Raw genomic sequence first — 18,650 nt, 5'->3', positions numbered from 1 at the left:
CCACCCGGGAGTCCAGGTGGTGCTCTTTCAATCCACTAAGTTATATCCGGTAACAGTATGTCCAATATCATTTAACAGGACTTGGAATTCTTCGTCACTGATGTGCTCTCCGTTCGTAATTCGTGAATGCAAATTTGCGATTCGGTCATAAACTGCGCGATTGGTAGACACGTACAAGATGTTGAAGCGTGTTTCTGCCTGCAAGCGTGATCTCATCCGATCCACAACACGTTTATGCAGCGAATCTGGATGTCCATTATCGACTCGCACAATTTTCCCAGGTGTATACGGGATCGACGTCCGCGGATTGACTTCGTCAGGCTTCGGTGTATCGACTGGCAGCACACCTACAATCAAGTTATCCTTGTACGCTAACACCTTGATATCGGTTACACCGGGCAGCTTTTCTGCATGCCCTTCCAAGTGAGTCACTAGCTGCGGCTCTCGCTGATGAACCATCTTTTGGCTAATCATGGCTGCCGGTCCTTTGTCCCTAGCGACGTTATCGTTCTGGATGTTAATCCCGAGAGATTCAAATTTGGCCTTTTTTCCGTTCTGATCTTCGGTGCCCTGTTCTTTGTTAGGCGAACACCCTGTCAGCAAGCCGGCAAACAGGAGCACAGCAATGATACCCCCACTCATTCGTCTCACAACAAAAACACCTCCTTGCACTTAGTGTGATGTGCAGGAGGTGTTCTTACTCAGAAATCAGATGGCTTAATCAATGGAAATAAATTCGCCTTCAAATGTATCTTGTTTACCGTCTTTTTCAGCTTTTACGGTAAAGCTGCGAATGCCTTCATCGCCATTTATTTGTAATTTAAAGGTGCCATCTGCATTAACTTCTACTTCATGTGTATCATCTTCGAGAACAATTGTTAAATCTGCGCCAGGATCAACCTTCCCTGTAACTCGGTACAGTTCGATTACTGCTACTTTGGTAGATTTCCCCTCGATACTTTCTTTATCAATCAAAGCTACCTGATCAGGCTTTTTCTCATCCGTTGCCGGCTTCGTCGGATCTTTTGGCTTTTCCTGTTGGCCGACTTGATTAGGGTTTACATTATCCGCAATCAATACGGTTTGTGTCTTCGGATCCCAATCCACCTTGTAGCTCAGAGCTTCCGCGATGAAACGAACAGGTACTACAGTACGCTTGTTCACAATCTGTGCAGGTACGTCGAGGTTGATGGTTTGTCCATTTTTGTTGGCAATTTTTTGAGTAACGACTAATCTGATATTATCTTTCCCTTTGTTGATGGTAACCGTACGGGTCTGTTCATTCCATTTCACTTCAAATCCAAGACTCTCTGCAATCGGACGAATCGGAACCAGTGTGCGCCCCTGGCTGATAATAGGTGCTTGGTCAGGAAACGCAATTTGTTTTTTATTGTACTCCACTTTAACAGCATTCTGTACGGTTTTAGGTGCTACAGGCGCTGCCGCTGCAGAAAATGCTGCCATCGGTACCAGGGCGATCGCTAGCAGTAATGAGGTTACTTTTTTTAACAAAACATTCACTCCATTTCCAAAAAGGTTCATACGATTCTTAATCTACTATAGGATGAAGGCTGTTTCAAGATTTTCCTGTAGTCTCCCTTTCAAAAGATCATTCTTTCCTAGTAACTCTCCTCTTTCACGTTACTTTTTCCTCCTCCTTTTGACCTAATTTCAAATTGTTACAAAAATGCAACCATCTTGCTTTCCAAAACCGTTACAATAGACAAGAAGCGACAGTATTTTATCTTGAAAGAGGCAATGAATGATGAACAAATTTCTCCCTTTCCTCATCCTGGCACTTATCTTAACTTTAATTCCTCCAGTAGGAAGCTCCGCCAATACGACTGCTATCCAATTGGGAAGTGATGTACTGTTCAATCAGTTCCACCATCTCATTGAAGGCAAAAAAGTTGGGTTGATTACGAATCAAACAGGTCTCAATAGTCAAATGGTTAGCACGATCGACATGTTACGACGTGATCGCTCCGTCCATTTAACCGCTTTGTATGCACCTGAACATGGCCTCGACGGAAAAACGGTCGCAGGTAAACAAGTAACGAGCTTTGTTCATCCCGTCTACGCTATACCAGTCTACGGCTTGTCTGGCTCAACACGCAAGCCGACACCAGAAATGCTGAAAGACATTGATATTCTACTCGTCGATTTGCAGGATATCGGATCAAGAACCTACACATACATATCTACCTTGCAATACGCCATGATAGCTGCAAAGGAACAAGGAAAAGAAGTAATGGTACTGGATCGACCGAATCCTCTCGGCGGAGCGATTGTCGAGGGTCCTGTCGTTGAACTGCCTTACCGCTCCTTTATCGGAGTGGATACCCTCCCGCTTGCACATGGCATGACCATCGGAGAGCTGGCATTGTTTTTCAACCGTACCATTGGTGTAGATCTTACCGTCGTTCCGATGCAAGGGTATTCACGCAACATGATTTATCAACAGACAGGTTTAGCCTGGATTCCGAGTTCTCCGCACATCCCTAACTTGACCTCGGTTTTCGGGTATATGGCAACTGGTTTGGGTGAGGGTACCCCCATTCGTCAAGGCGACCATTTCACTTGGATCGGGGCAGAGGGTCTAGATTCGCACAAGTACGCCGATCTGTTAAATGGAAGTCTTCTACCTGGCGTCATCTTTATTCCTGAGAATAAAGGAACTGCTGGGGGCGTACGCCTTCAAATCAACGATCTACATCAATTTAACCCGGTAAAAACAGGTATTTACGCGCTGGCTTATGCCAAGCAATTGCGGCCATTCCCTATGCCAAAAAGTACGAGTATGCAAATCTCCATGTTCGACAAAGTGATGGGTACCAAAAAAATCGGTCTGCTTCTCGAACAAGGCAAATCCCCACAGGAGATTGTTTCTTCCTATGAAACGGATCTTAAGAAATTTGTAGAGCTGCGGCAAAAATATTTGATCTATGGCGATGAACCGTTTATCTCGATGCAGCCGCTTCAACAGAAACACCCAAAACAACCAAAGCAACCAGAACAACCGAAACCATCCAAACCAGAAAAGCCAGAAACACCGACTCCACCGCAGCCTGGCAATCATAACGGAACGACCAATCAAACGAAGAAGCCTGAACCAGCAACAAAACCGATCCCTCAGACACCGAGGTCTTCTGAGAAGATCGCTTATTTAACCTTTGACGATGGACCTTCTTCTGTAACTCCACGCGTTTTGGATACGCTGAAAACGCATCAGGTCAAAGCCACCTTCTTTATTGTAGGCCGTGAGGTAGCTGGTCATGAGGCCATTCTCAAAAGGATTGTAGCCGAAGGACATGCGGTGGGAGGACATTCGTATTCCCATAATTATCAGCTTGTTTACAAAAACATGGAGAGCTTTTTTGCAGACGTGGAAAAAGGCAGTCAAATGATTGAAAAAGTAACCGGCGTAAAACCAACAATATTCCGCTATCCAGGTGGCAGCACGAATACCGTCAGTCTGAAATATCAAGATCCAAAACGTTATAATAAGCAGCATACAGTCATGCATGCGATCAAAGCAGAGGCGAAACAACGTGGCTATGAGTTTATCGATTGGAATGTAACAAACGGCGATGCAAGAAGCAATAAATACACAGCCGCTCAAACACTGGCAAATATAAAGCAGCAAGTAAAGTCACAAAAAGAGATCGTCGTCTTGATGCATGATTCCAGCACCAAGTCGCCAACGGCTGAAGCTCTTCCCGAAATCATTTCGTACTTGAAAGCAAAAGGCTATCGCTTTGAAGTCATTCAAGCCGATCGTCCGACAGTTTCCAACGTAAAATAATCACAGCAGCAAAAAACCCGCTCCGTCACAGAGCGGGTTTTTCTGTGCTTTAGACCCTGCGAGTGGCTAAGTCGTCAGCGTTTCGTATCGGAGGCGCAGCTCTCTTTTCAAAATTTTGCCGCTAGGGTTTCTTGGAAGATTGTCAGCAATCACTACATATTTGGGTGCTTTGAAGGAGGAAAGACGATCTTTGCAAAAAACAAGCATCTCGTCAGCAGTCAGTAACTCACCTGCTTTTGGTACAACGACGGCCGTCACTGCTTCGATCCAGTACGGGTGGGGAACACCGATCACTGCGACCTCGGACACTTTCGGATGTTGATAAATAAGCTCCTCAACCTCTCTGCTTGCTACGTTCTCTCCCCCCGATTTAATCATATCCTTTTTCCGATCAACCACGGTGATATAGCCTTCGTCATCCATGATGCCCAAATCCCCGCTGTGAAACCACCCTCCCTGGAAGGCAGCCTGTGTCTTCTCTTCATCTCGGAAATAACCCAGCATCGCATGGCTGGTCCTGTGAACTATTTCACCAACACTTCCACGAAGGACTTCATTTCCATCATCATCGACGATTTTTGTTTCCACATTTAACGCTGGCTTGCCTGCAGAGCCTGCTTTTCTCATCTGATCCTTCGGTTGTAAAACAGTTGCTAATGGCGCCACTTCTGTCTGTCCGTAAAAATTGTAAAACTGGGCGTTCGGGAGGCGTAGACCCAGCTCTTTTAACACTTCTACGGGCATGATCGCAGCACCATAGTAGCACTTTTGCAAAGAACTCAAATTACGCGCGGCAAAATCGGGAGAACGCAATAAAGCAATCCACACGGTTGGCGGGCAAAACAACTGAGTAGCCTTATACGCCTCTACCGTCTCCAGCATCAACGCAGGGGTTGCCTGTTCCAAAATAATTCCGCTCCCACCTAGGTAAACGTACGGTCCCAAAAAGCAATGAAGCTGCGCACTATGGAACAAGGGAAGCGCGTGAATAGCCACATCATCCTGCGTCATCCCGCCTTCGATAATCGCGCTGACATATTCGGAGATGATGCTTTTATGAGTGAGCATAACGCCCTTTGGCTTTGATTCCGTTCCGCTGGTATACAAAATTTGCACAACATCTTCGTCTGCTATGTCTACTTCAGGCTCATGGTCGTCTGCCGCTTCAATCAGCGTGCGAAAAGGCAACCATTCTCCTGCTTGTACTGCTGGTTTGGACATGAGGGAAAGCAGCTTGGGGGAAATTCCAGCTAATTGGAGTCCATCCTGAGCGAGTTGCAGGAATTCGGGAGCTACGAAGCACGCACTCACTTCCGAATGCCCCAAAATAAAGGCGACATCTTCCTTATTCAACATGAAGTTGATTGGCACCATGATGACTCCTGCTTTCGCTAGCCCAAAGTTCAGAATCGCAAAATCCATCGAGTTGCGTGACAGTACTGCTACCCGCTCCCCTTTTTGCAAGCCTTTTGAAAGAAGCATATGAGCCGTCTTATTTGCAAGCTGATCAAGCTGTGTGTAAGTCAATACTTCTTCCTCAAAGTACAGGGCAGGCTTATCAGGATTTCGCCCACGACTTCTTCGCAAAATATCGCCAAGTGCATTTCTACGAACCCTTTGCGCTTCGAGCATGCAAATTCCCCCATCACTTATAGTCTCATCTCCATTATATAATAATTTTCTTTATTTTCTGATATTTTCACAAAAAAGAAACATCTACTTCTCTCAAAGCTCTCGACCATAAAAAAGACCCCAGCTTCTTAACTGGAGTCGGTTCATTTGTATTTATGGCGGAGGGAGCAGGATTCGAACCCGCGTGAGCTTGCACTCTAACGGTTTTCAAGACCGCCCCGTTATGACCACTTCGGTATCCCTCCGTATTTCAACAATACATACTATATCACAGCTCTACTATTTTTTGCAAGAGCCCGTATTCGTTTCGTTTATCGCTTGATGGCAACGAGTTTCAATTCCGTCATTTCTTCTATCGCGTATTTGACCCCTTCCCGACCAAGTCCGCTTTCCTTTACGCCACCGTAGGGCATATGGTCCACGCGAAAAGTCGGAATATCATTCACCATCACACCGCCCACGCGCAGCTCTTCTGCCGCTTCCAGAGCCAACGACAGATTGTTGGTATAGACACCAGCCTGTAATCCATAGCGTGAATCATTGACCAATGTAATGCCTTGCCGGACGGACTCCACTGGATTAATTAGAACGACAGGGCCGAATACTTCCTGACAAGATACTTTTGCATCTGCCGGAACACCGGTCAACACCGTAGGTTGGAGCATCCGATCCACGATCTGTCCCCCACACTCCAAACGTGCCCCCTGCTGGAGCGCCTCATGAATCCACTCCATCGCACGTTCTGTTTCGCGCGGATTGATCATAGCGGAATAGTCCGCATCCTCAGAGAGCGAATCACCACCACGAAGTGCTCGTGTTTGTTCAACAAAACGTTGGACGAAATCTTGATAGATCTCTTTGACCACATAAATTCTTTGCACAGAGATACATACCTGCCCAGAGTAGGCGAATGCGCCAAAAACGCATCGAGGAATCACTTCATTCAACTGCACATCACGATCAACGATCACTGCCGAATTCGATCCCAGCTCGAGCGTGACTCTTTTCATACCCGCTCGATTACGTATATCCAGCCCAACACTTGGGCTCCCTGTAAACGTCACCGCCCTGACTCTCGGATCAGACACGATTTTATCGCCAACACTCGCTCCACTGCCTGTGATCACATTGAGGGCGCCAGCAGGCACACCAGCTTGCTCTGCGAGCTCTGCCAGAAACAATGCGCTAAGCGGTGTCTGCGATGCTGGCTTGAGAACAACGGTATTGCCAGCAGCGAGAGCAGGTCCAACCTTATGGGCGACGAGATTCATCGGAAAATGAAAGGGTGTAATTGCCCCGATGACTCCCAGTGGTTCACGCACGGTATAAGCCAAGCGTCCCTCTCCGCCAATAGCTGCATCGAGTGGTACAGTTTCTCCGTGGAGGCGTTTGGCTTCCTCTGCCGCAAACTTATACGTCTGAATGGTTCGAATCACTTCACCGCGGGCTGTTTTGATTGGTTTCCCCGCTTCTATTGCGATGATCCGCGCCGCTTCCTCCAAACGTTCATTCATCAAAATCGAGATTTTTTCAAGCAGGAAGGCGCGTTGATAGGCAGGAAGGCGCCGCATGACGGTTGTCGCTTCGTGGGCCGCAGCAATTGCTTTTTCAACCAATGATGAGTCTGCTTGCGAAATTTGTGCAATCTCTTGACCCGTACATGGAGAGAGTAGCGGTGCATGAACAGTGGCTGGCACCCACTCTCCCCCGATAAAGCACGTTTTTTTCATCGGCATATCCCCACTCTCATTGATTGGAGTTCACCTTCCAATCATTCTCCCTCATACACGTGCCTTCCTGTCTTGATTTTGAAATATTTGGATATCTCTTTTACTCTTTCACACTTTCAGCCACACCGCACCATTCGAGTAACGTAAGCGCAAAGATCTCAGCACAACGGAATACCTCATCCAAAACGATGTATTCATTCGGATAGTGTGCAACCTGCGTGACTCCAGGTCCGACAACAATCGCTGGGGTATTGGCCAAAGCAGTCAACAATCCGCCATCTGTTCCCCAAGGCGATGCTTCCACTGTGGCACGATCTCCAGTTACAGCTTCAAACTGTGCATGCAGAATATCCATCAACGGATGATCTAGCTCCACTGCTCCCGGGACCCAGCGAGCGCCAAACCATTCCAGCTCGACGGGCTGTTCTTCAAACCACGGGTCGACCTCTGGCAGCTTTTTGAGTGCTGCTGCCATTTCTGCTTTGGCATCGTCCATCTGCTCTCCTGGGGCAACCCCCATCCTTCCTTCCAGCTTGACGAGGTCAGCTACAGACGAAGGCCACTTACCACCCTCAATCACCCCCAGATTAATCGGGATCGGAATAGGCAGCTTGGCGTAAAGCGGATCGTCGAGTCGATCGTTACGCTCTTTTTCCAATTGACCAATTGCTTGAACGACGAGCATGCTCTTTTCGATGGCGCTGACTCCCTCGTAGCGGGTCCCTCCGTGAGCAGAACGCCCTTTGACAGTCAATCTGAACCACATGGAGCCTTGCTGCTTCGGGAAAATTTTCATATTGGTCGGCTCTGGAATCAGGGCAGCATCCGCCTTGTACCCGCGAATGATTGTCGCCAGTGTGCCTGCACCGCCGCTTTCTTCTTCTACGACGCTCTGAAAAATGACGTCACCTTTCAGTTTCACACCCAACTTCTGTAGAACCTGGATCGCCAACAGTGAAGATAAGTTTCCACCCTTCATGTCTGTTGCTCCGCGTCCGTAAAGCTTACCGTCCTCAACCTTCCCGCTAAACGGATCATCACTCCACTGTGCCAGATCGCCCGCGGGCACTACATCCACGTGTCCGTTTAGAATGATGGAACGCCCATCTCCTTGCCCCTTCCACACACCGACGACATTTGGGCTGCCTTCAAACGTTGTGCGCGGAGAAACAAAATACGGATGTGACACCAGCTCTTCGCCTTCCATGACCCATAAGTCAACGTCCAGACCCATCTGCCCCAACAGCTCAGCAATGCTTTGCTGGATGGATTGCTCTTCTCCTTGTACGCTCGGGCTTTTTACCCATTGCTGCAGCAGTTGAACAGCAGCCTCGCGATCTTTTACCAATTGCTCCCGAATAAGCACCTGCCAGTTTGCCATGTTTTTCCCCCGTTCCATGGTTTTTGTCTTTGCTTAGCGGAAAACGCCAACCTCTCCGTCCATCTTGAGCTCGGCTTCCGTTGCTCCAATCACGTCAGCGACACTGTATGGATACATGACTTCTCGCAGATACAACCCATCTGGCATGACCTCCATCACTGCCATGTCCGTGATGATCAAATCCGCCGCTTTTATCGCGGTTAACGGCAGTGAGCATTCCCGAACGATTTTCGAACGTCCGTTTTTATCCAGATGCGTGGTCACAACCATGACCTTCTTGGCCTTTTGTGCCAGCTCCATAGCTCCTCCCATGCCTGGGACACGTTTCCCTGGAACGATCCAGTTAGCAATGTCACCATTTTGGCTTACTTCCAGGACTCCTAAAATCGTCATGTCCAATAGCCCACGGCGGATGATGGCAAAAGCAGTCGCACTGTCAAAAAAGGATGCCCCTGTGGCGAGCGTGACAGGAAAACCGCCCGCATTGCAAAGCATGGCGTTCTCCTCGCCTTTCGCAGGGCTTGGTCCTGTACCGAGAATGCCGTTCTCCGCGTGAAACATGACCCGTTTGTCAGCTGGGATAAAATCCGCAACCAACGTTGGAATGCCGATTCCCAGATTAATAATCATGCCGTCTTCTATTTCCAATGCTGCGCGGCGGGCAATACGTTCACGATAGCTCTCTGTTTCTTTTACTTCTCCCATGCCCATTGCCAGTTCACCCCTTCACTTTGGACGATAAAGTTCACGAAAACGCCCGGGGTGACGATTTCTTCCGGGTCGATCATGCCTACCTCGACAATCTCATCCGCTTCCACGATAGTAATGTCGCCCGCCATCGCCACTAACGGATTGAAATTGCGTGCACTTGTATCAAACACCAAATTGCCAAAGCGATCCGCTTTTTTCGCATGTACGATAGCCACTTCGGCAGTGAGCGGTGTCTCCAATAGATATTCCTTTCCATCCAGAACGACCTTCTGCTTCCCTTTTTCCGCGATCGTCCCAATACCGACATCCGATAGAATGCCTCCCAGACCGACTCCACCTGCCCGTACACGCTCTGCAAGTATCCCCTGCGGGCAGAACTCTACTTCCAGCTCTCCAGCCGTCATTTGGGCCCCTGCGTTCGGATTTGAGCCAATATGAGAAGCTATCACTTTTTTCACGCGCTTTTCGGTCACCAGCTTGCCAATTCCGATATGCGGGAAAGCAGTATCGTTACTGATCAGCGTCAGATCACGCACGCCCCTATCCAAAATTCCCTGAATCAAAGTAGGCGGGTTGCCTACCCCACCGAAGCCCCCTGCCAACAGCGTCATCCCATCGCGAAAATGGGTGAGCGCTTCGGACAGGGAGACGACCTTATCAAATCGGTTTGTCATCCTCGTTCCTCCTTCTCTATCCGATCAGTGCCTTGTCTTGGAGCTCTTGCTGAACAGCAATCACCGCTTCTTTCAGCAGAGATATCAGCTCATCGATTTGCTCCGTAGTAATGGTCAGTGGAGGTGAGATGATGACAGCGTCTCCTGCCACCCCTTCGATTCCGCCCATCGCAGGATAAATAAGCAAGCCTTTTTCAAATGCTTTTTGAATGACCTTCCCGCCTACTCCTTGGGAAAGAGCAAACGGCTCTTTTGTCTGCTTGTTTTTCACAAATTCCAGCGCGCACAGCATGCCAAGACCACGTGCATCTCCGATCAACGGGAGCTCGTCAGCCAGTTCTTTTAGGCGGGTAAGCAAATAGGCACCTTGTTCTGCTGCTTTGTCAACTAGCTGATGCTTCTCTACATAGTCGAGGACTGCCAGAGAAACAGCAGCAGATTGTGGATTGGCGCTATACGTATGTCCTGCCATAATCGAGCCGCTGCCTTTTGTAATGGTCTCAATAATTTCGTCCGAGACAATCGTAGCAGCCATAGGCGTGTAACCGGCACTCATGCCTTTGCCCAATGCCATCAAGTCAGGTATAACTCCCCAATGGTCGATTCCAAACGCTTTCCCTGTGCGACCTACTCCTGTCATCACTTCGTCTGCGATAAACAGAACCTCATACTTGTCGCAAATCTCGCGAATGCGTTGGAAGTAACCATCTGGTGGCACGACCGCCCCACCAGAAGCCCCGATGACAGGCTCTGCGATGAATGCAGCTACCTGCTCAGGTCCGACGCGCAAAATCGCAGTCTCCAGCTCGTTTGCACACGCAAGCGCATACGATTCGAGGGACATATCTTCTGGCTTGCGATACGGATATGGTCCTGTGATCGCCGGATAGTCAGCCAATAATGAGGTGAATCGCTTTCTGCGCAAGACATGTCCAGACATCGAAAGTGCACCCATTGTAATCCCGTGATAACTCATCCAGCGGGAGATAATCCGGTTTTTCGTTGGTCTTCCTTTTTCCTGCCAGTATTGAATCGCGATTTTTTGTGCAGTCTCTGTTGCTTCCGAACCGCTGCTGACAAAAAACGTCCAGTTCAGTGAGCCTGGTGCCCACTCAGCCAGCTTTGAAGCCAGCTTCTCCACAGCATCGCTGCTAAAATGCGAGCGGTATACGAAGGAAACCTCCTTGGCTTGTGCATACATCGCCTCAGCCACTTCTTCTACACCGTGACCAATGCTTGCCGTCACCGCTCCACTGGAACCGTCGATGTAACGATTCCCCTCTTTATCGTAAAGATAGATGCCTTTTCCGTGAGAAATAACCGGATACTCTTTGCCCAATTCAGGTTTGATTACATAGCTTTTTGTCATTTTCGTCGCCACCTCGCTTATTCTCTACCTCTATCCTAGCTGACCAGCACGCAAGAGCCATCCTACGTGCTGGCAAAAAAACATGGAAAAGAGACAAAATCTTTTGTACATTTTGTATAAGAGAACCTTTACCGAGGCTTTTGGAGGAGATACCTGATGACCATCACGATAAGAGAAGCGCTGCAACTGCCGGACATGGTTCACACCAGGCTGATCGCAGGAGCAGGCGGACTGGACAATCCGATTCGTTGGGTGACAATTGTCGAGGTGCTGGAGGATACGAGTCGCTTGCAGGAAGGCGAGTTTTTGATTACAACCGGCTTTGGGCTGGTTGAACATACGGAAAAGCTCGCTTCTTTTATTCCTTCGTTGGCGAAGCAAAAACTGAGTGGCGTTGCGATTCATACGGGCTTTTATTTACGGGAAATTCCTGAGACGTTTTTGACTTTGGCGGATCACTATCAACTTCCATTGATAGAAATTCCCACGGAGATAAACTTTTCAACCATAACCAAAGCCATCTTGCAGCCGATCATGAATCGGCAATTTGAGACGCTGGCCTATTCCTCGGCGATTCATAATCGAATGATTGACGCTGCCCTGTCCAAAGGAGGCCTTCCCGCCATCGCTGGCGAGCTCGCTGCACTTACGGGAGGCGTCGTGTCGCTCATCGATGCATTAGGCTTTGAAGTCACACAGCATGGCAGTTCGGAAGCACTGCCGCCTGATCAGTCCCAGGAAATCGCGCATCGTGTACCGATTCGCGCCAATCGTGAGCATTTTGGCACGTTGACATTAGCGAAGCCCGAGCACGCCTGGAAAGAACTCGATGACGTCGCTCTACAGCATGCCGCTACCTTATGTGCACTCGAATATGTGAAAGAAAGAGCCGTAGCCGCAACGGAATGGCGGTTAAAAGGGGATTTTGTGGAGGAACTGCTGAACGGACAACAGATGACCCCTACAGAGCTGGAGAGCCGTTGTCGCATGCTGGGGTACCCGCTTGCTGGACATCACCTCTGTGTCGCTGTTCGCGTAGAGGTAGCCGATCAGACGATGCTCGGAGACATGCATCAAAGTGTCATTACGTTGATGCGGAGGCTTAGCGATCGTCATCAGCGCTCTTATTTGCTGCGCGAGCGGCCACATTGCCTCTTGTTTATTTTGCCGGATGATCAGACGAGCCTACGCTTGCTGGAACAGCTCACTTCCCGCTGGAGAGGGCTGCACCCTTCACTTGAACTACAAATCGCCTTGAGCAATCCCTGTGAGCAATTGCCAAACGTCGTCAGTGCCTCCGAAGAAGCGATGTTTGCTCTACAAGCGTACCCGCTGTTGGCCCAATCCCCGCACATTTTGCGATACCGGGATATGCAGGGCTATCAGTTTTTATTTCCGTACCATCGTGAAAAAGAAAGCTTGCTCCGCCTGTGGAACCCATTGCTGGAACCATTAATTCGCTATGATACGAAATACAATCAACAGCTTCTCGAAACACTTGAAGTGTATTTGGCCCAGAATGGAAACGGTCTACAGACCTCGCAAGCCTTGTATATCCATCGACATACGCTCAAGTACCGGTTGACCCAAATTGAAGAAAAAACAGGCTACCGCCTGGAGGATGCTCATCAACGCTGGCAGCTTCAGTTGGCCCTGATGGCCCGTCGTCTGCAACAGCAGTTGTATCCTACAAACAGGTAGCCTGTTATTCCCTCGTCGGGCGAAGTGGCTTTACCCATATATTCATGTCTTCATAACCTGAAAAAATCGTACAATTGTTAATTAGCCGTCCGCGGTATGCATAGCCCATTTTGGCAGCTGTCACATTCATTCCTGCAGATTGTGCCCGGGTCAAGGTGTACAAAAAGTAAATCCCCGCCTCCTCCATCCTTTGTTCCAGCGCGATAAACAGCGGTTGGAGGAGACCTTTCCCCGCATGGTCTGGATGGGTCGCGCAATCCGTCATTTCCGCTGAACCAAAGCGTTCGGATACTTCAGCTGACGCAGCACATGCAATCTTGCCTTCAAATTCAACGACAAAGTAGATCGTGCCTTCTTGCATGGTTTTGCGAATGTAGGACGGATCGTTCATCGGTGTAGGATACGTCGCGAATACCAGTCCATACAGACACGCCAATTCCTTCGTGTCTGCCTCCGTTGCTTCACGCAGGTGGTATCCCTCGGGTAATGATTTCTCTATCGTACTCCCCGCTTTTGACAGGCTCAGCGTAAGAATTTCCTCGGCAAGTTTTTCTGCACCAGAGGCAGCCCGCTCTTCTGTCAGATAGCGGGTGAGCATCTGTGCGTTTTCCCCTTGAAAAAAACCATCGATGGTTCCCTCCAGCTCGTAACCCAGGGATTGCCATTGCGGAATATCTTGTTTCTTCCCGTACACAATGACTTTTGTTGCCTCTGACTCTTCGGCCAGCTCCTTCATGACCCGATCCCACTGCTCGATTTGTGATGGTTCATATACGTGCAGTTTTACCCGGCGATTTTGTCGATCAATGATCAGGTCGCCAGCGTCCTGTGCGCCTACAACATTTATCACGGTCTTCATCCTCCCCTACAGTACTCCTCCTCTCATTGTAGCAAAACAAGTAAAGCCGTCATCTGCCAATCTGTATAAAAAAGCGCTCCTCATGCACAAAAAAACACAAGGTGGGCATATTGTTGGGTCATATTCACTCGTTCTTCATACCATGAAAGTAGATGCTTCATGTGCAAGAAGGAGGGTGTTTTTTGTGAGCTGCAATAACAATTTTGCCCTGATCCTTGTCCTCTTTGTCCTTTTGGTCATCGTACTCGTTGTAATCGGATAGACTCCTGGAGATGCCTCTCATGTCAGGTCGTATCGAGGGGCCTTTTACATATCATGGTAGTAGGTGACACATGCTCGAGAAGGGAGGAAGCCCTCGTGCCCCCACTTATCTATGCCCATCGTGGCGCTTCCGGCCTGTATCCGGAAAATACGATGGAATCGTTTCAAGCAGCCGTCCGCAGAAGAGCTAATGGAATCGAATTGGACGTCCAGCTCAGCAGTGATAATAAGCTGGCTGTCATTCATGATCACAACCTGGAGCGCACGACCAATGGTTCTGGATTGGTGCGAAATTACACATTGCGTGAACTGCGTCAGCTACGTGCGGATAAAGACTCGTCTATGCGAGTACCAAAAGCCCACATTCCAACCCTGCAGGAGGTATTCCAGACGTTTGTCGACACACCACTGCGCTTCATCATCGAGATGAAAAATTTTTTCCTGGATCAACCCCACTTAGAGGAGCTCGTCATCGAACAAATCAGGCGATATCAGCTAACGGAGCGAACCATTATTTCAACGTTTAACTTCGACAGCCTTTTACGAATCAAGCAATTGGATACCACGCAAACGACGGGACTTTTATATGTTGGACCACTCGCCAAGCCTTGGGAAGTAGCCCGCAGCTATCGAGCTGATCAATTGCACGTCCCTTATGATCAATTGACGGAAGACTTGGTCAAACAAGCCAAGGAGCATCATTTTGAAGTTTTGAGCTGGACCGTAAATACTGGTCGGCAAATCCAGCGAGCCATTGACTGTGGTGTAGATGGTCTGATCACCAATTACCCGAAGCGTGCGAGAAATCTGATTCGCAATCTATAAAAAAGAAAGGGAGCCCTTAAAAAGGCTCCCTTTTTGTTGCTGCATCATTACGTATGTGGCACGAAAAACTTTCCTTGCCAGCTATTCCGTGCTTTTAGTTCTGCATCAATGCCATTTAGAACTTCCCACTTTTTGCGACTCCACATCGGTCCAATCAAGAGATCAGGTGGTCCGTCCCCTGTGATTCGATGGACGATCATCTCTGGAGGTAAAATTTCCAATGTATCCACAACGAGCTTCGTGTACTCTTCCTGTGACAGGAATTCCAACAAACCTGCTTCGTATTGCTTCACCATCGGCGTTTTGCGCAGTAGGTGCAACAGGTGTATCTTGATCCCCTGCACATCCAGATGTGCCACAGCATCTGCCGTCTGCATCATCTCTTCGTGGCTCTCTCCTGGCAATCCGTAGATGATATGAGAGCATACACGGATGTTGTGCTTGCGCAACCGCTCTACAGCATCCACGTAGCATTGATAATCGTGCGCTCGATTAATTAACTGGGCTGTGTGCTCATGGACTGTCTGTAGACCGAGCTCCACCCACAAATATGTGCGCTCATTCAATTCAGCCAAATACTCCACAACATCGTCAGGCAGGCAGTCAGGACGTGTGGCAATGGAGAGTCCGACTACACCTTCTTGTTGGAGGATAACTTCGTACATCTCCCGCAGCTCCTCCACAGGCGCATACGTATTCGTGTACGCTTGGAAGAAGCCCAAATACTTGGCTTGCGGCCATTTCTCGTGCATGCGGTTTTTCACATCATGAAACTGTCTTTCCAGGTCCATTCTGCGGTCACCAGCAAAATCTCCAGATCCTCTCGCGCTGCAGAACGTGCAGCCGCCTGTCGTTACTTTCCCATCCCGATTCGGACAACTAAAACCGCCATCCAATGGAACCTTGAAAATCTTTTCGTGAAAAGTCCCTCTTAAATGATAATTCCATGTATGGTATCGTTTATCGCCCCACAACAATGGGACGTCGTTGTTGTGAATATCTGTCGCGAGCTTCATTGCAGTTTTCCTCCTATGGGCACCGCTACGTCTTGCGCTGGTGCCTTAATCCCGTTGGCGAACACTACTTGCTTGATCACGTCATTATACCAAATTCGGCAACGGTCTTGCTACTTTAAGATAATAGGAAAACCACAGGTGAAAATTCCCCCTGTGGTTTTTGCTTGTTTACGTCACTATTGCTGGATCTCCTCGATACGAATCGCGCGTGTGTGAGAGGTATGACTCCACTCTTGGTTTTTCTTCGTAAAGAACGCGTAAAACATAATCGGAAGCCAGGTCAGGAAAAAGAATGGTAGTAAGAGGAGCCCGAAATACCCCTTCCACGGAACTTTATCCAAATAGAGGGCCAAGATCGGCAACAGGTAGAACACGGCAGTAGAACCGTATACCAGCCATGTAGGCAAGATCGTGGATACTGTTGTCAGCGTACCGATATCAAAAAATCTTGCCAAGAACAATACCGACATCATCGTCACCATCAGCACATACATCGGTTGGAAGAGGTAGAAGGCTGCATCAAGCATTCCCAGCTTTCTTGACTTCAATCCATTAAACAATACAGCTCGAATGTAACGTCCTGCCACATCGTAATGCCCTTGCATCCAACGCAAACGCTGGCGCATCGACGATTTTAAATCAATCGGTTTTTCATCCCAGACCTTGGTGTCATGTGCCCAAGTCGGGTAAATACCGCGTTCAATACAACGTGTTGCAAATTCCAGGTCTTCCGTGAGACTGGTTGCTCCCCAGCCCATTTCTTTGAGCAGGTTGCTCTCAATGCACAAGCCAGTTCCGCCCAAAGTATTCGGCAGTCCCAAATTGTGACGAGCCAGCTGCCACATACGGTTTGTAAACCAGTAGGTAACCGCATAGGACAACGTAATCCAGGAATCAAACGGGTTCTTGGAGTCGAGGTAACCTTGAATCACACGTGCCCCTTTGCTGAGACGGTCATTCATTACTTTCAGGAAGTTTTTCTCAACCAAGTTGTCAGCATCAAACATGACGACAGCGTCATACTGCTTAGGTCTTGCCCAGAGGTTCTCCAGCATCCATTCGATGCCGTAGCCTTTCCCACGCTTGGATGTGTCAAAACGCTCACATGCGATTGCACCATGCGCCCGACTAATTTCTGCCGTGTTATCTGTACAGTTGTCGCAAATGACGAAGATGTCGTACATTTCACGTGGATAGTCGAGTTTCTTCAGGTTTTCAATAAGCGGAGCAATTACGGCGCTCTCATTGTGAGCTGCCACGAGCACAGCAAACGTCTTTTGCGGCTCAGTTGTTACTTGCTCTTTTTTGCGGAATAGGCCTGCACAAGAAACCAGTGTTTGGTATGTGCCGATTACACCCACCGCAGAAGTAAATCCGATGAATAATCCCTCAATGATCTCTCTAATTACACTCATGGGTTCTTCTCCTCGACCTAAACCAGATTGGGTCTGATCTGAATTTAGGTAGTGTTGTTTTTCCAACATTTCTCTATTGTTTTTCTCTCAATTGGCAGTTTACATCAAATGCGATTCATAAGCAATGACCCAAAAGTGGGAAAAAATAAGGCACTGCTATCACCTTTCCCACCTTTTTCTCTTTCTATTCGACAGTGCTTCGCAGTTGGCAGAAAAAAAAGCCCTTGTCGAAAAAGGCTCCATTTATTTAGAAAAATACAAACACTCGTTTCCATTTCTTCCTGATTGTTTCCGGGATTGGTGCGGTCGGCGAGACTCGAACTCGCACGGGTCGCCCCGCCACCCCCTCAAGATGGTGTGTCTGCCAATTCCACCACGACCGCCTATAAACGCTGATTTTACTCGTGTTTTTCTGTTGACACGAAGTACGTTTTTGAGTATACACAATCAATTTTCGCAAGTCAATATCGTTTTCGACTGAATCGAGCCCATATTTTTCCTGTCAAACTATCGTTTTTTTGTCCAGTCTTCTATTAGATACGTTTGTCGAAAAAGAAAGTTACATGTCGAAAAAACTTTGAAAGAATGCAAACGCTTTTCTACAAAAATATCATCGTTTCGTCACATTTTCCGAATAGAAAGGGAGCCATATTCTGTGATTTTTTTACATAATTTATGACAAATTAGACAAAATATTTCCAATTGTGGATGAAAGTTTTTTTACTATTTTTTTGAAATAGGCCATATGACTTATCACTTGCTTCTGTTTGCATCCTGAAAAATGCGTTATCTTCTACGAAAAAAACCTCCTGCGGACGCCACAACGTCTTAAGGAGGCTATCTTTTGAAAAGGCGTGGCGTCCCAGGAGAGATTCGAACTCCCGACCGACGGCTTAGAAGGCCGTTGCTCTATCCTGCTGAGCTACTGGGACTAAAATGGAGGGAGTACCCGGATTTGAACCGGGGATAAGGGTTTTGCAGACCCGTGCCTTACCACTTGGCTATACTCCCATGTTGTTATGGGGCGATCGATGGGACTTGAACCCACGAGTGCCGGAGCCACAATCCGGTGCGTTAACCCCTTCGCCACGACCGCCATATTTTTTTGTAGTTTGGTAGCGGTGGAGGGAATCGAACCCCCGACCTTTCGGGTATGAACCGAACGCTCTAACCAGCTGAGCTACACCGCCATGAAGCTATGAGATTAAAACATATGGCGGAGAGTGAGGGATTCGAACCCTCGCTACGCTTGCGCATACTAACGGTTTAGC

At 48.3% G+C, this 18,650-nt stretch carries 15 protein-coding genes and 6 tRNA genes; 4 read left to right on the top strand and 17 right to left on the bottom strand.

The annotated features are described in order from the left end of the window. Positions 1-27 precede the first annotated feature (27 nt). Together PMI05_RS17080 and PMI05_RS17075 are read right to left on the bottom strand one after the other, a co-directional pair. The gene (locus PMI05_RS17080; RefSeq protein ID WP_238543320.1) at positions 28-642 is read right to left on the bottom strand and encodes a YhcN/YlaJ family sporulation lipoprotein; all 615 of its coding nucleotides are present in this window, start codon (positions 640-642) and stop codon (positions 28-30) included. A gap of 75 nt (positions 643-717) precedes the next feature. Next, positions 718-1,542, bottom strand: coding sequence for a copper amine oxidase N-terminal domain-containing protein (locus PMI05_RS17075; protein ID WP_039960947.1), 825 nt, complete (start codon positions 1,540-1,542; stop codon positions 718-720). Between the two features lie 223 nt (positions 1,543-1,765). On the opposite strand from PMI05_RS17075, the gene PMI05_RS17070 reads away from it, so the two are divergent. Next, a complete protein-coding gene (locus PMI05_RS17070) occupies positions 1,766-3,805 on the top strand; it encodes an exo-beta-N-acetylmuramidase NamZ domain-containing protein (protein WP_007724154.1) in 2,040 nt (679 codons plus the stop codon). Positions 3,806-3,871: 66 nt separating this feature from the next. On the opposite strand, the gene PMI05_RS17065 is transcribed toward PMI05_RS17070, so the two are convergent. The 7 genes from PMI05_RS17065 to PMI05_RS17035 all read right to left on the bottom strand — a co-directional run bounded on the left by PMI05_RS17065 (position 3,872) and on the right by PMI05_RS17035 (position 11,302). After that, positions 3,872-5,437, bottom strand: coding sequence for an acyl-CoA synthetase (locus PMI05_RS17065; RefSeq protein WP_007724153.1), 1,566 nt, complete (start codon positions 5,435-5,437; stop codon positions 3,872-3,874). A 156-nt stretch (positions 5,438-5,593) separates the two neighbouring features. Next, positions 5,594-5,682 (bottom strand) — tRNA-Ser (locus PMI05_RS17060). A gap of 66 nt (positions 5,683-5,748) precedes the next feature. Next, on the bottom strand, positions 5,749-7,167 hold the full coding sequence (locus tag PMI05_RS17055) for an aldehyde dehydrogenase family protein (RefSeq protein ID WP_007724152.1): 1,419 nt from the start codon (positions 7,165-7,167) through the stop codon (positions 5,749-5,751). 100 nt (positions 7,168-7,267) lie between these two features. Continuing rightward, positions 7,268-8,548 carry a peptidase gene (locus tag PMI05_RS17050; RefSeq protein ID WP_007724151.1) on the bottom strand — a complete coding sequence of 427 codons (1,281 nt, stop codon included), beginning with the start codon at positions 8,546-8,548 and terminating at the stop codon, positions 7,268-7,270. A gap of 33 nt (positions 8,549-8,581) precedes the next feature. Then, a complete protein-coding gene (locus tag PMI05_RS17045; RefSeq protein WP_007724150.1) occupies positions 8,582-9,259 on the bottom strand; it encodes a 3-oxoacid CoA-transferase subunit B in 678 nt (225 codons plus the stop codon). After that, entirely contained in the window at positions 9,241-9,933 is a 693-nt protein-coding gene (locus tag PMI05_RS17040; RefSeq protein ID WP_007724149.1) for a 3-oxoacid CoA-transferase subunit A, read from the bottom strand. Before PMI05_RS17040 ends, PMI05_RS17045 begins: the two co-directional genes overlap by 19 nt. A 16-nt stretch (positions 9,934-9,949) precedes the next feature. Next, positions 9,950-11,302: an aspartate aminotransferase family protein gene (locus tag PMI05_RS17035; RefSeq protein ID WP_007724148.1), complete on the bottom strand. Its 1,353-nt coding sequence runs from the start codon at positions 11,300-11,302 to the stop codon at positions 9,950-9,952. Positions 11,303-11,458: 156 nt separating this feature from the next. Between PMI05_RS17035 and PMI05_RS17030 the strand changes: the two genes are divergently transcribed. Next, entirely contained in the window at positions 11,459-13,003 is a 1,545-nt protein-coding gene (locus PMI05_RS17030) for a PucR family transcriptional regulator (protein ID WP_007724147.1), read from the top strand. A gap of 4 nt (positions 13,004-13,007) precedes the next feature. Here PMI05_RS17030 and ablB read toward each other — a convergent pair whose 3' ends face one another. Next, positions 13,008-13,862 (bottom strand): putative beta-lysine N-acetyltransferase, encoded by an 855-nt coding sequence (ablB, locus tag PMI05_RS17025; protein ID WP_039960945.1) that lies wholly within the window; start codon positions 13,860-13,862, stop codon positions 13,008-13,010. Here ablB and yjcZ point away from each other — a divergent pair. Together yjcZ and PMI05_RS17020 are read left to right on the top strand one after the other, a co-directional pair. Further along, positions 13,810-14,124, top strand: a complete 315-nt coding sequence (gene yjcZ / locus PMI05_RS31800; protein WP_369751218.1) for a sporulation protein YjcZ — start codon at positions 13,810-13,812, stop codon at positions 14,122-14,124. The two genes, ablB and yjcZ, sit on opposite strands and share 53 nt — an antisense overlap. Positions 14,125-14,219: 95 nt before the next feature. After that, positions 14,220-14,948: a glycerophosphodiester phosphodiesterase gene (locus tag PMI05_RS17020; protein ID WP_007724133.1), complete on the top strand. Its 729-nt coding sequence runs from the start codon at positions 14,220-14,222 to the stop codon at positions 14,946-14,948. Between the two features lie 47 nt (positions 14,949-14,995). Here PMI05_RS17020 and PMI05_RS17015 read toward each other — a convergent pair whose 3' ends face one another. The 7 genes from PMI05_RS17015 to PMI05_RS16985 form a co-directional block, all read right to left on the bottom strand. Then, positions 14,996-15,964, bottom strand: coding sequence for a TIGR01212 family radical SAM protein (locus tag PMI05_RS17015; protein ID WP_007724132.1), 969 nt, complete (start codon positions 15,962-15,964; stop codon positions 14,996-14,998). A gap of 176 nt (positions 15,965-16,140) precedes the next feature. Next, positions 16,141-17,379: a glycosyltransferase family 2 protein gene (locus PMI05_RS17010; RefSeq protein WP_007724131.1), complete on the bottom strand. Its 1,239-nt coding sequence runs from the start codon at positions 17,377-17,379 to the stop codon at positions 16,141-16,143. Between the two features lie 298 nt (positions 17,380-17,677). Continuing rightward, a tRNA-Leu gene (locus PMI05_RS17005) sits at positions 17,678-17,762 on the bottom strand. A gap of 472 nt (positions 17,763-18,234) precedes the next feature. Then, a tRNA-Arg gene (locus PMI05_RS17000) sits at positions 18,235-18,311 on the bottom strand. 5 nt (positions 18,312-18,316) lie between these two features. After that, a tRNA-Cys gene (locus PMI05_RS16995) sits at positions 18,317-18,390 on the bottom strand. 9 nt (positions 18,391-18,399) lie between these two features. Then, positions 18,400-18,475: transfer RNA gene (locus PMI05_RS16990), tRNA-His, on the bottom strand. Between the two features lie 17 nt (positions 18,476-18,492). Beyond that, a tRNA-Met gene (locus PMI05_RS16985) sits at positions 18,493-18,569 on the bottom strand. Positions 18,570-18,650: the final 81 nt, after the last annotated feature.

The organism is Brevibacillus sp. BC25 (assembly GCF_000282075.1).
Lineage (GTDB): Bacteria > Bacillota > Bacilli > Brevibacillales > Brevibacillaceae > Brevibacillus.
The sequence above is the reverse complement of the archived record's forward strand: the minus strand, read 5'-3'. Positions and strand labels throughout refer to the sequence as shown.